Origin of the sequence: Klebsiella sp. CN_Kp091, from assembly GCF_040065095.1 — a bacterium.
Classification (GTDB): domain Bacteria; phylum Pseudomonadota; class Gammaproteobacteria; order Enterobacterales; family Enterobacteriaceae; genus Klebsiella; species Klebsiella aerogenes.
In genome coordinates this window covers 368,727-381,822 of record NZ_JBEAIO010000049.1, presented here as the reverse complement: position 1 = coordinate 381,822, position 13,096 = coordinate 368,727, and the positions used below count along the sequence as shown (strand labels likewise).

14 protein-coding genes are annotated in these 13,096 nt (G+C 54.6%); 9 read left to right on the top strand and 5 right to left on the bottom strand.

The window, feature by feature from the left end; all coding sequences use genetic code 11:
* Nucleotides 1-29 precede the first annotated feature (29 nt).
* Nucleotides 30-1,358 (bottom strand): PLP-dependent aminotransferase family protein, encoded by a 1,329-nt coding sequence (locus ABLV17_RS22375; RefSeq protein ID WP_348854784.1) that lies wholly within the window; start codon nucleotides 1,356-1,358, stop codon nucleotides 30-32.
* Nucleotides 1,359-1,456: 98 nt separating this feature from the next.
* Here ABLV17_RS22375 and ABLV17_RS22370 point away from each other — a divergent pair, with 98 nt between their 5' ends.
* Nucleotides 1,457-2,335, top strand: coding sequence for a DMT family transporter (locus tag ABLV17_RS22370; protein ID WP_348854642.1), 879 nt, complete (start codon nucleotides 1,457-1,459; stop codon nucleotides 2,333-2,335).
* Nucleotides 2,336-2,386: 51 nt separating this feature from the next.
* On the opposite strand, the gene ABLV17_RS22365 is transcribed toward ABLV17_RS22370, so the two are convergent.
* The gene (locus ABLV17_RS22365; RefSeq protein WP_213316030.1) at nucleotides 2,387-2,560 is read right to left on the bottom strand and encodes a hypothetical protein; all 174 of its coding nucleotides are present in this window, start codon (nucleotides 2,558-2,560) and stop codon (nucleotides 2,387-2,389) included.
* Between the two features lie 250 nt (nucleotides 2,561-2,810).
* On the opposite strand from ABLV17_RS22365, the gene ABLV17_RS22360 reads away from it, so the two are divergent.
* Together ABLV17_RS22360 and ABLV17_RS22355 are read left to right on the top strand one after the other, a co-directional pair.
* A complete protein-coding gene (locus ABLV17_RS22360; RefSeq protein WP_348854641.1) occupies nucleotides 2,811-3,995 on the top strand; it encodes an MFS transporter in 1,185 nt (394 codons plus the stop codon).
* A 215-nt stretch (nucleotides 3,996-4,210) separates the two neighbouring features.
* Nucleotides 4,211-4,501, top strand: coding sequence for a hypothetical protein (locus tag ABLV17_RS22355; protein ID WP_015366702.1), 291 nt, complete (start codon nucleotides 4,211-4,213; stop codon nucleotides 4,499-4,501).
* Nucleotides 4,502-4,507: 6 nt separating this feature from the next.
* Here ABLV17_RS22355 and ABLV17_RS22350 read toward each other — a convergent pair whose 3' ends face one another.
* Complete coding sequence (locus tag ABLV17_RS22350; RefSeq protein WP_348854640.1) at nucleotides 4,508-5,308, bottom strand: MBL fold metallo-hydrolase; 801 nt, start codon at nucleotides 5,306-5,308, stop codon at nucleotides 4,508-4,510.
* A gap of 177 nt (nucleotides 5,309-5,485) precedes the next feature.
* On the opposite strand from ABLV17_RS22350, the gene tam reads away from it, so the two are divergent.
* Nucleotides 5,486-6,250, top strand: a complete 765-nt coding sequence (gene tam, locus ABLV17_RS22345; protein WP_348854639.1) for a trans-aconitate 2-methyltransferase — start codon at nucleotides 5,486-5,488, stop codon at nucleotides 6,248-6,250.
* Here the strand turns inward: tam and ABLV17_RS22340 are convergent.
* A complete protein-coding gene (locus ABLV17_RS22340) occupies nucleotides 6,240-7,013 on the bottom strand; it encodes a DeoR/GlpR family DNA-binding transcription regulator (RefSeq protein ID WP_015705335.1) in 774 nt (257 codons plus the stop codon). The two genes, tam and ABLV17_RS22340, sit on opposite strands and share 11 nt — an antisense overlap.
* Before the next feature lie 221 nt (nucleotides 7,014-7,234).
* Between ABLV17_RS22340 and otnK the strand changes: the two genes are divergently transcribed.
* The 5 genes from otnK to denD all read left to right on the top strand — a co-directional run bounded on the left by otnK (nucleotide 7,235) and on the right by denD (nucleotide 12,291).
* Entirely contained in the window at nucleotides 7,235-8,503 is a 1,269-nt protein-coding gene (otnK, locus tag ABLV17_RS22335) for a 3-oxo-tetronate kinase (RefSeq protein ID WP_348854638.1), read from the top strand.
* On the top strand, nucleotides 8,500-9,129 hold the full coding sequence (locus tag ABLV17_RS22330; RefSeq protein WP_348854636.1) for an aldolase: 630 nt from the start codon (nucleotides 8,500-8,502) through the stop codon (nucleotides 9,127-9,129). The genes otnK and ABLV17_RS22330 overlap by 4 nt, the downstream gene beginning before the upstream one ends.
* A complete protein-coding gene (otnI, locus tag ABLV17_RS22325; protein ID WP_113373428.1) occupies nucleotides 9,129-9,908 on the top strand; it encodes a 2-oxo-tetronate isomerase in 780 nt (259 codons plus the stop codon). Before ABLV17_RS22330 ends, otnI begins: the two co-directional genes overlap by 1 nt.
* Before the next feature lie 63 nt (nucleotides 9,909-9,971).
* The gene (locus tag ABLV17_RS22320) at nucleotides 9,972-11,288 is read left to right on the top strand and encodes an MFS transporter (RefSeq protein ID WP_348854635.1); all 1,317 of its coding nucleotides are present in this window, start codon (nucleotides 9,972-9,974) and stop codon (nucleotides 11,286-11,288) included.
* A gap of 19 nt (nucleotides 11,289-11,307) precedes the next feature.
* Nucleotides 11,308-12,291, top strand: coding sequence for a D-erythronate dehydrogenase (gene denD, locus ABLV17_RS22315; protein WP_348854634.1), 984 nt, complete (start codon nucleotides 11,308-11,310; stop codon nucleotides 12,289-12,291).
* A gap of 159 nt (nucleotides 12,292-12,450) precedes the next feature.
* Here the strand turns inward: denD and ABLV17_RS22310 are convergent, their stop codons facing one another.
* Nucleotides 12,451-12,891: a GNAT family N-acetyltransferase gene (locus ABLV17_RS22310; protein WP_348854633.1), complete on the bottom strand. Its 441-nt coding sequence runs from the start codon at nucleotides 12,889-12,891 to the stop codon at nucleotides 12,451-12,453.
* Nucleotides 12,892-13,096 lie beyond the last annotated feature (205 nt).

The window sequence follows — 13,096 nt, the reverse complement described above, 5'->3', positions numbered from 1 at the left end:
GAAGGATGGTTGTCAGAAGCGCACGGTCGTTAAACGCCGTACTCGATAACGGGCCGCATTATCTTCAGCGCGGCGCTCAGTTTATCGAGACTCGGCGACGCCAGCGCCAGACGCAAAGCGTGCGGCACATCGCGCCCGACGCTGTACGGTTCGGCAGTGGAAATAGCGATATTCATGGTCAGCAGCTGTTTCACGACGCGCTCGGCGCGGATGTCCTCGCCCAACGGCAGCCAAAGAAACCAGGCATTTTCATTGCCGATAATTGGTAAACCCGCCAGCGCCTGACGGGCGATCGCCTGCCGCCGCCGCGCATCTGCGCGCATTATGGTTTCGAGCCGGGCCAGCGTCCCATCCTGGATCCAGCCGCAGACCAGCGCCGTCGTTAAGGCCGGCGTATTCCAGCTGGTGGCGCGGATCGTCCGCTCTATCGCCGGCATTAGCGCTTCTCGGCATACCACCATGCCAACCCGTAAACCGGTGGCGATGTTTTTTGAAAAGCCGCACACATAGACCGTACGCTCAGGCGCCAGAGACATCAGCGGCGGCGGCGCGTTCTCGATCAACCACGCATAGGCGGCATCCTCAATAATGAATAAATCGAACTGGCGGGCAATATCAACCAGTTGGCTACGCTGCGCCAGATTCATTACCCAGCCGAGAGGGTTATGCAGCGTCGGCATGGTGTAAATCGCTTTTACCCGCCGTTTTTCACAAAGGTTACGAAGCAAGTCGAGATCCGGCCCTTGCGCTGTGTGCGGGATAGCAACCAGTTCGAGTTGATAGAGCCTGGCGAGGGCGCGAAATCCCGGATAGGTCAATGCATCTGCCGCAACCACGTCGCCGGGACGCAGCAGGCCGCCGAGCGTGACCGCCAGCCCATGCTGAGCGCCGTTAACGATAGCGACCTGCCCGGCGCTGGCCGCCATACCCTGTCTGTTAAGATGCTGGGCCACTATTTCCCGTTCGCTCATGCGTCCGGCGTGCGGTTGATAGCGTAACAACGCCTCCAGATCGCCCGCGCCAGAAAGCTTTTTTAATGCCTCGCGCAGGAGAACGGTTTGTTCCGGCAACGCCGGAGAGTTGAAATTAAGATCGATCATATCCGGGGCAATGGCGTGCTGATCGACACCCAGTCCCGGCGGCAAGCTCAGTTCACGCACAAAGGTGCCGCGTCCCGTTTCGCCGCTGACCAGCCCCATTAACGCCAGTTCACTGTAGACCCGCGTCGCGGTAGCCAGAGAAATTCCGTGTTCAACGACCAATTGCCGATGGGTCGGCAGTTGGCTGCCAGCCGCCAGCGCACCGCTGCGGATTTCTGCCGCATAGCGATCAACCAGAGATTTATAGCGGTTTTTCATCGTCATTGTATCCATGACAATTATTTGATTGTCATGGATTGTGCGACCTACTATCGACCCGGTCAACCACCTTAACGATTACTACAAAGAGGTCACACGTGCACAACCGTCGCGCTTCCACTTCCCTATCCGGCTGGATAAACGGCTTTATCGGCGTCGCTATTTTTAGCGGCTCGCTACCCGCCACCCGCATCGCCGTGCAGGAATTCGATCCGTTTTTCCTGACTTTCTGTCGTGGGGCGATTGCCGGGGTGCTTGCGCTGGGCGTGATCTGGGTTTTACGCCTGCCGCGCCCGCAGGCGGGACAATGGCGTTCACTGGCGCTGGTTGCCGGCGGCGTGGTCATCGGTTTTCCGCTGCTGACGGCGCTGGCACTGCAGCGGGTGACATCCGCACACTCAATTGTTTTTATTGGTTTATTGCCGCTGGCGACGGCGGTTTTCGCGGTGATCCGCGGCGGTGAGAGACCGCGCCCTGCCTTTTGGGGATTCTCGTTACTGGGCAGCGTACTGGTGGCCAGTTTCGCGCTGGCCGGTAGTGCCGGGATGTCCGTTTCAGGCGACCTGCTAATGCTGGCGGCGGTAGTGGTCTGCGGATTGGGTTATGCCGAGGGGGCGCGCCTCACCCGAGAGCTTGGCGGGCTGGCGGTCATTTGTTGGGCGCTGCTCCTGTCCCTACCCCTGATGTTGATAGCCTGTGGCTTAACGCTTCCCGTCAGTCTCAGGGGTATCAGTACGTCTGCATGGACGGCGCTGGCCTATGTCTCGTTGTTCAGTATGCTGATCGGTTTTATCTTCTGGTACCGAGGACTGGCAATCGGCGGTATTGCGGCGGTCGGTCAACTCCAGCTATTGCAGCCCTTTTTTGGTCTGTCGCTGGCGGCACTGCTCCTTCATGAAGCAGTGAGCCCGTTGATGGTCGTCGTCACGCTTGGCATCATTTTCTGCGTGATCGGTTCGAAGCGCTTTGCCCGTTAAAATAGTCGGCGGCCTGATGTGAGGCGTGTTCCTCCATCAGGCTGTCTCATATCAATTAAATTGTGGCGCGACCGAATGACCGCAGGCGCTGTTAGCGTCAATGGTGTCGTTCATGCAGGCCTGCGAATCAAAGCCCTGACCGGGGGACATCCCTGAAGAGGATGATGAACCACCGGAACAGGCGGATGCTGCAAAAACAATGAGCAATATAAGTAATTTTTTCATCGAGATGACCTCCAGGAAGCGAATAGATTGCCATGCTCCGTGCTGAGACTGGCCACTCATCCATTTCCCTTTCAAACTCAGGCATCACTCTAAGAAATAATATGGGCGTCATTTATCACCTGTATAGCTATATTATCGGTCAGTTTGCCAATAAATGAACCGAGCGTTGGCATAAAATGCTCGTCCGCTCGCCGGAGTCGCCGCGCTTGCGCTATGCTTATCCTCCCTTTCGTTTTAAACACTTAGCGTTATGACTACTTCTGTCAGCACCACTCAGCTTAACCTGCGAATTATTTCCATCGTTGTCTTCACCTGTATCTGCTATCTCTCCATCGGCCTGCCGCTGGCGGTGCTTCCCGGCTACATCCACTACCAGCTCGGGTACAGTACGCTAATCGCCGGGGTCGTTATCAGCCTGCAGTACATTTCAACGCTAGTAAGTCGACCGCATGCTGGCCGCTATACCGATATCTGGGGGCCAAAAAAGGTCGTTAGCCTCGGCATCATCTGCTGCATGCTAAGCGGACTTTTCACCCTCGCGGCGGTGATGTTGCAAACTATACCGCTTCTCGCCGTCAGCGCCCTGTTGATTGGCCGGATTTTCCTCGGCGTGGGAGAGAGCTTCACCGCCACCGGGGCAACGTTATGGGGCATTAAAACCGTTGGCGCGATTCATACCTCACGGGTGATTTCATGGAATGGCGTCGCGACCTACGTGGCAATGGCCGTCGGCGCGCCGCTGGGGGTGATGCTCAATAGTTATTTTGGCATCAGCGGTTTTGCCGTAGTGGTAGTGCTGGTTGCGCTAATTGGCCTGCTCTTTGCCCGCACCCGCCTGGATGTCAGCGTGACTGCCGGAGTGAGAGCGCCGTTTCATGTGGTGGTTCGCAGAATCTGGCCGTATGGCCTGGGGCTGGCGCTGGGTACGGTAGGTTTTGGCGTCATTGCCACCTTTATCACCCTCTATTTTTCGGCTCACCACTGGCAGGGCGCGGCCTTCACCCTCTCTCTTTTCAGTATCGGTTTTATTTGTATACGCCTGATCCTTGGCAACACCATTACCCGCTACGGCGGCGTGCCGGTGTCGCTTGTCTGCTTCGTAGTGGAGTGTCTTGGATTATTGATTATCTGGCAGGCGCCGTCGGCGTGGGTCGCTGGTATTGGCGCATTCCTCACCGGTTCTGGTTTCTCGCTGGTCTTTCCGGCGCTGGGCGTCGAGGCGGTGAAACAGGTAGAAGAACAAAACCAGGGCACGGCGCTGGGTACCTATTCAGCCTTTCTCGATTTGGCACTGGGTTTGACCGGCCCGGTGGCCGGCTGGGTGGCGGGTTATTATGCGCTCGATACGCTGTACCTACTGGCGGCGGTGGTAGTCGCCATGGCGTTTATCCTGCTGCTTCGGGTTCGTCTGCAACAGACCAGGTCGAACGTATGATGTATGCCAATTAATCATGATACTGGTAACAATTTAATCAATAATTGACGACGCTTTAATATCCGTGCCACCATTCCGCAAGCATCCAGTCCTGGATGCCGGGCGGTACGGGTGCAGTGATAGAGGTCGTCAACAAAACGATCCCCCCGTGACCTGGCTCCATTCGACTCGTCGCCTGCCGCGGCGAGCGGCTTACCCTGGCGGGAAATACCGACATGCATCAAAGTTTCAACCAGCGAGTCCATTTTTACTACTGCATTCTGGTCGCGCTGAAAATCCACGTAAAAACGAAAAAATCGGGTGGAGCGAGAGGAAAAAATAACTTTCTTCTCAAATGGTTGCGTAAAGCGCAGGACAACAACATCTTTCACCCGGATATCACCAGCGAAATCGAATGGCTACGCGGTAAAATTATCCAGGCCGGTCATGATACAGACCTTGAACCGATGCTGGAATTCGTCTATGCCACTGCCCGGCGCGCCGAAATGCTCAAAGATGCCGACTGATCCTTATTAAGCTAGCTGCAAAATATCCCCTGTAGCCGGCGCCTGTGCGCCGGCGAGCCACAGTTTTCCCCAAGCGCCGGTACAGTGGCAGGCCAAAATTTTCTCCACCTGCAGCTGCTGTAAATAACTTCGGACCTGCCAGACCCTGGCGACGGATGCGGCGCGCAGGTGTAGCCCACCGATCAACGCGTGGACCCGCTCAATGCCGGTGATATTCTGACAATGCCGCACGATATTCTCTACGCCGCGATGTCCGCAGCCGCAGATGATGACCAGCCCATGGTCAGAGAGATAAATCAGGACGCCTTCATCGACGATATAATCAGGCGTTAGCGGCGAGCTGGCTAAAACGCCAAAGGATTGCGGACGGTTTACCACGATCTCGCCCGACCACAACATCCGTTCGCTGAGAGCAAACGGCTGCCGGTAGCATTCCATGCGAAAGCGGGAATAGTCGAGCTCAAGCGAAAGTTTTTTGATTTTGCGGACATGCCTGCCAACACTGATAGCGGCATAGCGCGGTTCGGCAAGCCGTGGATGACAGATAATTCGACTCTCTTCCGGCAGCCAGGGGACGCCGCCGCAATGATCGTAATGGCCGTGTGATAATACCGTCGCCGTCAGGTCATCCAGTGAGATTCCCATCCGCTGCGCATTCTTGAGAAAACTACCGTCCGGCCCGGTATCAAATAGCACTTTGCTGGTTTCATCTTCAAGGAGAAGGCTAAGTCCGGCTTTGGCTGTCAACGCCGGATCGGCGTGCGCCGCAAGGCGATTTTCCAGTAATACCCTGATGGTTAAGGCCATTATTTCATTCATCCCTGTTATATATGCGCAGCCAGTGTAACGAAGAAACCCTGCTATCGGTGTGATGAACGCCGCACCCTTCGCCTCGAAAAAGTGACGACGTCACTAAAAAACAGCTTCACAACCGCAGCGTGTCCTCTATGCTGATAGACTCGGATAGTTCACTTGAGGTTATCTATGGCAGACTGGAATCCCTCGCTGTATCTGAAATTTGCTGATGAGCGCACCCGACCGGCGTCTGAGTTAACGGCGCGTATTGCGCAACAGCCGGTCAAGCTGGCCGTGGATCTGGGCTGCGGTCCAGGCAATAGCACGGCCTTACTGCGTGCAGCATGGCCTGAAGCGCGAATTATTGGCGTTGATAATTCCGCCGCCATGCTGGCACAGGCGGCGCAAGCGCTTCCCGATTGTGAGTTTATCACCGCAAATATAGAAGACTGGCAGCCATCTGAGCCCGCAGATGTGATCTATGCCAACGCCTCTTTGCAATGGCTCACTGAACATCAAACGCTTTTCCCGCGACTGGTCAGACAGTTAGCCAATAATGGGGTGCTGGCCGTGCAGATGCCGGATAACTGGCAAGAGCCCTCTCATACCCTGATGCGCCAGGTAGCGGAAGAGCTGGGATTTCCAGATAGCGGCCGACAGCCGCTCCCCAGCGTCCAGCAGTATTACGACATGCTGACCAACAGCGGCTGCGAGGTGGATATCTGGCGCACCACCTATTATCACCCTCTGGAGTCACACCAGGCTATCGTTGATTGGCTGCAGGCGACCGGTCTGCGTCCGTATTTGCAACATCTTGATGAAGCAGAAAAGAACGTGTTTTTAGAGCGTTATCTGACGCTGTTGCAACAACACTATCCGTTACAGTGTAACGGAAAAGTGCTGTTATTGTTCCCGCGACTGTTTATTGTCGCGCGACGCCTGGCTAACGCGTAGTCGCCAGTTCGACGTCAACGTTAAGCGCATTCAGCTGATTTACCACACTGCCGCTCAGCCGGTCATCGCTGATGATGACATCAAGCTCGCTGAGCGGCAGGATCAGGTAATTCGCCATTTTTCCATATTTTGATGAGTCGCTTAGCAGGATACATTTTTCACTTACCTTCGCCACGGTCTGTTTCACGATGGCTTTATTTTCGTTGGGCGTCGACAGTCCGCGCAAATTCCATGATGACGCCGAAATAAACGCGACATCGATAAACAGGTTTTCCAGCATTTTCGCCGTCAGGTGGCCAACGGTCGACTGATTCTCACGGCATAAGCGTCCGCCGGTATGGATCAATTCACATTGCCCGCGTTCAATCATCAAATTGGCAATGGCAAAATCATTGGTGATGATCAGCAAGTCCTGACGCTCAACCAGGTTTTCGGCCAGCGCGAGCGTCGTGGTCCCGGCATCCAGATAGACGGTACTGTTGGCGGGAATGTGCTTAAGCGCCGCCAGACCAATAGCCTCCTTTTCCTGGGGGAACATCAGCGTTTTATCGCGATGCGAAGGTTCGTTCAGCAGGCGGGTTCGTTGCGGCAGGGCCACGCCCCCTGATACGCTGGCCAGCACGTTAAGCTGCTCCAGGCGCTGAATATCGCGCCGGATAGTCATATGCGACACGCCCAGCGCCTCGACCAGTTCGACGACGCTGACGACCCCCTTATCTTTAATAATTTCCAGTATCTTCTCTTGTCTTTCCAACGGCAGCATCGGTTTCTCCTGATGGTGTCTCGTTATCTCATATTTTCACATTTTATCACATCACATTAGGCTGTACATCGGATTGACAGCGTCACACGGTGTGAAAAATAGATAATAAATGTTATTTATTGTGATACAGATCGCTGTATTCATCACATCAATCATTGATATTAACATTTAACAACAGATAGTACCGTAAATTAACACTCGCTGTATGAAGAGGACAGGATATGAGAGCAGGCATAATTGCCGATGATTTTACCGGCGCGACGGATATCGCCAGTTTTCTGGCCAACAACGGAATAGCGACCAGCCTGTTTAGCGGTGTCCCCGGGGAAGATTACCAGGGTGATGCTCGCGCATTAGTCGTGAGTCTGAAATCACGTTCTGTATCAGCCGAAGAATCTGTGACACTGTCACTGAATGCGTTGCACTGGTTGCAACAACAGGGGTGCGATCGCTTTTATTTTAAGTACTGCTCCACCTTCGATAGCACGATCAAGGGCAATATCGGGCCGGTAACCGATGCCTTAATGGATGCGCTAGGCGTCGCAACCACGGTTATCTCCCCGGCGTTGCCCATTAACGGTCGTACGGTGTATCAGGGTCATTTATTCGTTGAAGACCGCCTGTTACAGGAATCCGGTATGCGCAACCATCCGGTCAACCCCATGGATGACAGCGATCTACGCCGTTTGATGGAACGCCAGTCTCGCGGCACATGCGCTCTTATCAATGTGCAGATTCTGGAGTCCGGCGAGGCAGCCGTGCGCGACGAGATCCAAACTTTATCCGCCTCGGGTTATCGTTATATCGCGCTGGACGCAATAAACGATAAACACCTGCAAATTCAGGGACAAGCGCTGCACGATATGAAGCTGGTTACCGGGGGTTCCGGTTTAGCTGCCGGTCTCGCGCGTAGCTGGGCCAACGCCACGGCGACGTCCCTTCCCTTTCACGTCACCACGTCAGCAGCCACCACGGTAGTATTATCCGGCTCCTGTTCTATCAGAACGCAGGCGCAGGTAGAAAAATACCGCCAACTGGCGCCAGCGCTGTCCGTGGATGTTGCAGGTTTGCTTGATAAACGTTGGACGCTTGATGAGTATTGCGGCCAGATCGTTGAATGGCTGTACCAGCAGTCTGATGCGGTCATGGCGCCAATGGTTTACGCCACCACTTCGGTCGCCGAGCTGCACAACATCCAGCAGCGCTATGGCGCCGAGCCAAGTCGGTTGATGGTTGAGGCGCTGTTTTCTCTGTTGGCAAAACAACTCGCGCAGCAAGGCGTGAGCCGGTTCATCGTCGCTGGTGGAGAAACCTCCGGCGCGGTAACGCAAGCGCTGGATATTAGCCATTTCGCTATTGGCGCCGCGGTCTCACCCGGCGTTCCGTGGATCAAGGCAGATTCCCGACCGCTTTTCCTGCTGCTCAAATCCGGCAATTTTGGCGATGACAATTTCTTTGCTCGCGCGCAGTCCGCGGAGGTTTGCGCATGAACGAGTCATCCCTACGCCAACAGATGGTGGCTATCGCACGCTCTTTCTTTAATCGCGGCTATGCAACCGGTTCGGCGGGCAATCTTTCCGTCCAGCTTGCTGACGGCACGATTCTGGCTACCCCGACGGGCTCCTGTCTTGGCGAGCTTAACGCCGAAGAATTGTCGCACGTGAACCTGAACGGTGAACTGCTCTCAGGGTTAAAACCCTCAAAAGAGGTGAGTTTTCATCTCGCGCTGTACCGCAACAATCCGCAGTGCCGCGCCGTCGTCCATCTGCATTGCCATTACCTGACGGCCTTATCCTGCCTGCAGGATCTGGATCCGGCGAATACCCTTCCGGCCTGTACGCCGTATGTGGTCATGCGGGTCGGTGAAATACCGCTGGTCCCCTATTTCCGCCCTGGCGATCCGCAGATTGGCCAATGGCTCGGTGAACGCGCCACGCAGCATAAGGCTTTTTTGCTGGCTAATCATGGTCCGGTGGTGGTGGGTAAATCGCTACGCGATGCCGCCGACAATCTGGAAGAAATGGAAGCGTCCGCCCGCCTGTTCTTCACGTTAAAAAACAGCCCGGTGAACTATCTCGATCATCAACAACTGACTGTGCTTCGAGGAATGCAATAATGTTGAAACTAGCTGCCAATTTATCGATGTTATTCGGCGAAAATCCGCCTCTGGAGCGCTTCTTCCTGGCGGCCAGGGCCGGTTTTAATGCCGTTGAGATGTGGTTCCCTTACGAATATCCCGTAGAGACCGTCGCCCGCGAATTAGAGAAACATCACCTCAAGCTTATCGGCATTAATACTCCGGCAGGCGATACCGCACGCGGCGAATGGGGATTATCGGCTTTACCTGGCCGTGAAGAGGAAGCCCGCAAAGCCATTGATTTAGCCATTCATTATGCTGCGGCTCTGCAGTGCCCGGCGATACATGTTATGGCGGGGGTCACCGAAGGATTCGACCGGCAGCACTGTGCGGACACGTTTATTGACAACGTACGCTACGCGGCGGATCGAGCCAAAGCGCATAACATCACTATTTTGCTTGAAGGTTTATCGCCCGCCACCCGTCCGGGTTATTTATTTTCCAGCCAATACCAGGCGATGGAATATATTCGCCAGGCGGACCGCGACAATATTCGACTGCAGCTTGATATTTTCCACGCCCAGCAGGTCGATGGCAATCTAACTTATTTATTGAAAAACTATAAAGAGTATATCGGCCATATCCAGATTGCATCTGTACCGGCGCGCCAGGAGCCGATTGACGGCGAAGTAGATTATCAATGGATTTTCGCCGTACTCGAGCAGGAAAAATATGATGGTTACGTCGCCGCGGAATATAGTCCTCGCGCCGGAACGCAAGCCGGACTGCACTGGGCGCAGGCCTGGTTAAATAACTAAAACCTACATAATATCAATGCCTCAGTGAGCGCCGATGCGCGCTCATTTTTTGGAGATAGAACTATGTCAAACCACTCTGCGTTGAGCCTGGAGGGCGCTGCGCCTGCCATAAATGAAGAGTTAGTGTGGAAGAAAGTTGTCCGCCGCACGCTGCCATTATTAATGATTTGCTATATTCTGGCCTATCTTGATCGGGTTAACGTCAGTATCGCTAAATTACAAATGTCGAGCGATCTGGCATTTTCCGACACCGTTTACGGTATCGGCGCGGGTATATTTTTCATCGGTTTTTTCTTTTTTGAAATTCCCAGCAATATGATCCTTCATCGCTTTGGCGCCAGACGTTTGCTTGGCGGTTTACTTATTTCCTGGGCGCTCATCGCGCCGCTGACGGCATTCGTGCGTACGCCGCTGGAGTTTTATACCGTGCGCTTCTTTTTAGGCGTAGCGGAATCAGGCTTTTATCCCGGGGTAATTTTGTATCTTTCCTTCTGGTTCCCCAGCTATCGCCGCGGGCGGATGTTCGCCCTCTTCGCTACCGCCGTACCGCTTTCCGGGATCCTCGGCGCTCCGCTCTCCGGCTGGATTATGGGCCATTTTCATGAGTACGGCGGTCTCGCCGGCTGGAAATGGTTGTACATTATTGAAGGCGCGCCATCTCTGCTGATTGGCGTGCTGGTGATATTTCTGCTGACCGACCGCATTTCTCAGGCGAAATGGCTGTCAGATGACGAAAAAGCGTTGCTCAAGGCGCGACTGCGCAGCGATGGCAGCCATAAGACCGAACAGCATGGTTCAATGCTGGCTGTATTGAGGAATCCGAAGGTTTGGTTACTAACTTTTATCTATTTCTGCCTGATTGCCGGGTTCTATACCGTCAGTTTCTGGATGCCAACGCTGATTCATAACGCCGGTGAAGGCGATGTGCTGAAAGTCGGATTGTTAACCGCTATTCCTTATGCCGCAGCGATAGTCACCATGATTGCCGCTTCGCGCAGCGCCGATAAACGCAGAGAACGTCGCTGGCATCTCGCCGCCATCGCGGTCATGAGCGGCATGGGCATGATTATTGCGGCGCTGTTCAGCCACGATCTGGTGATAGCGATGATCGGGTTAACAATTGGCGCCGCCGGCGGATTGAGCACCCTACCACTCTTCTGGAGCCTGCCGACGGCCTTCCTTGGCGGCGCTTCCGCCGCGGTCGGTATCGCGGTAATCAACTCCTTTGGCAACCTTGCCGGCTTTGTCGCGCCGTGGATTATGGGCCTGCTCACCGATATGACCCATTCGACGCTAACCGGCACCTTAATCATCTCCGCGACGCTTTTTATCGGCGCTGCTGCGATATTCCGTATTCCTGCCCGTATGGTTAACCATTAATAATATTGAGAAAATCACCATGAATAATACATTAACGATTGCCGTCACCGGCGCCGCCGGATTTCTCGGCACCCAACTGGTCAAGGCGCTGCTTCAGCGCGGTTCGTTGAGCGGCCCGCAGGGCGAAACGCAAGAAATCGGTAGACTGATCGCTATCGACCGCGTGGCGTTACAGGGGATCGACGATAGCCGTTTACAGGTATTAACCGGCGACATCAGCGATAGCGAATGGTTACGTAGCGCGATTCCAGCGCAGGTCGATAGCGTCTTCCATTTAGCCGCCATCGTTTCAAGCCAGGCTGAACAAGACTTCGAGCTGGGGATGAAAATCAACGTTGATGCCTTCCGTCAACTGCTGGAGCATCTGCGTCAGTTGCCGAAGAACGTCAAACTGGTGACCACCAGCTCGGTGGCGGTTTTCGGCGGCGACTTACCGGAAAAAGTCAGTGATTCACAGGTATGGTTGCCGCAAAGTTCTTACGGCACGCAAAAAGCCATTTGCGATCTGTTACTGGCGGATTACAGCCGTCGCGGTTGGCTTAATGGCAGAAGCCTGCGCATGCCCACCATCGTCGTGCGCCCGGGGAGGCCCAATCAGGCGGCATCGAGTTTTGCCAGCGGTATTATCCGCGAGCCACTTAATGGAGAATCCGCCGTTTGCCCGGTCACGGCGGATACACGTCTGTGGCTGTTGTCGCCCCGTAACGCAATTAAGGCTTTAATTCACGGCCACGAACTGGCTGAAACACAGTTGACGGACGGTCGGGTGATTAATCTCTGCGGGCTGTCGGTCAGCGTCGAACAGATGATCGTGGCGTTGCGCCAGGTTGCCGGCAGTGAAGTCGCGCAGCGTATCACCTTCACGCCCGATGCCGCCATTGAACGCATTGTCAATTCGTGGCCCGGCGATTTCGACACGCGCTATGCTCAGCGTCTTGGGTTTAGCGCTAACCACAGCTTCAGCGAAATGATCGAAGAGTATATGGCGGATTACCTCAAATAGGTTCGGTACCAGCGGCGCCCGACGGCGCCGCTGCATGTCACCAGGGGAAGTCGTGAACCAGCGAAAGATCCCAGGCGGTGGCCAGTAACGACAGAAACATAATCAGATTAACGGTAGTTTCGATTCGTTTTTCCATGTTGCTTCTCCTGTGTCGCACAGCTAGAGCTTCATCAGATATCGAACATAATCGTCCGCAGGGATAAATTCATCATACAGACGGCGGGCAGGATTATCGTGACGGGTGTGCCAGTACAGCCGCGACCATCCCTGAATTTTACCTTCAGCCTGCAGGGTTTGAATCAGCGTTCTCGCGACTCCCCGTCCGCGAGCTTTTGGCGCGACAAACAGATCTTCCAGATAACAGATAGGCATCGTCACCCAGGTGCCTTCGTGCAGAACGCAAATAGCAAACCCCAGTACCTCACCATCAACCACGGCTACCCGGCCTATTACCGGAGACTGCGGATCCAGCAGACGCCGCCAGGTATGTTCGGTGACGGTGTCCGGCTGCGGGCTATTATAGAACTGCGTGTACCCCTCCCATAACGCTCGCCAGGCGCTGTAATCCCGGTCAGTAGGTTCACGTATGTCGATATTCATTGATGGGATCTCCGCACGCTAAACGTCATCGTTAAGTCATTATTTTGCTTTCTGAAAATGACTTCAAGCGCCGAGTGCACATTTCATCCCTTTCCCCGCTGCGAAGCGATGCCGGTACGATGTTACTGCAACGGCTTACTGCTAATAACAACCAGAATGTTGTAACTAATGACAGAAATTAACCCGGCTACATGCCGGGTCGCTT